This window comes from Klebsiella sp. A-Nf5, from assembly GCF_002810545.1.
Taxonomy (GTDB): Bacteria; Pseudomonadota; Gammaproteobacteria; order Enterobacterales; family Enterobacteriaceae; genus Klebsiella; species Klebsiella variicola.
The window spans coordinates 1-351 of the sequence record NZ_PIOG01000154.1; the positions used below are offsets into that span (position 1 = coordinate 1).

General features: G+C 49.9%; 1 protein-coding gene. It reads left to right on the forward strand.

The window, feature by feature from the left end; genetic code table 11:
- Positions 1 to 80: 80 nt before the first annotated feature.
- A partial coding sequence (locus CWM53_RS31135; RefSeq protein WP_206062625.1) for a hypothetical protein occupies positions 81 to 351 on the forward strand: 271 nt, incomplete at its 3' end.

Genomic DNA, 351 nt, shown 5'->3' on the forward strand with positions numbered 1-351 from the left:
CAATTATGGGTCGGCAGGCGTTAGCGGCTAAATGGAGTGGGTTTCAATTGGCCCTTGCTCAGGATGGCGGCGTCCTGGATATGGCAACAAAAGGTATTGATAAACTCACCGGTGGTCTTAATCGCCTTACCGCCTGGATGCGGGCAAATCCAAATGCCACAAAATACATAACGGAAGTCGGTACCGGTATTATTGGGCTTGCGGGTGCTGGTGGTGCGATGTGGTTACTCAGTGGTTCAGTAAAAGGGCTTATAAGTCCGTTCCGTCTGCTTTATAAGCCACTATCAATGCTTGTTGACTGTGCGCCACTTGCGGCAAGCGGGATGAAGACTCTTTATTCTAAAGTTGCGC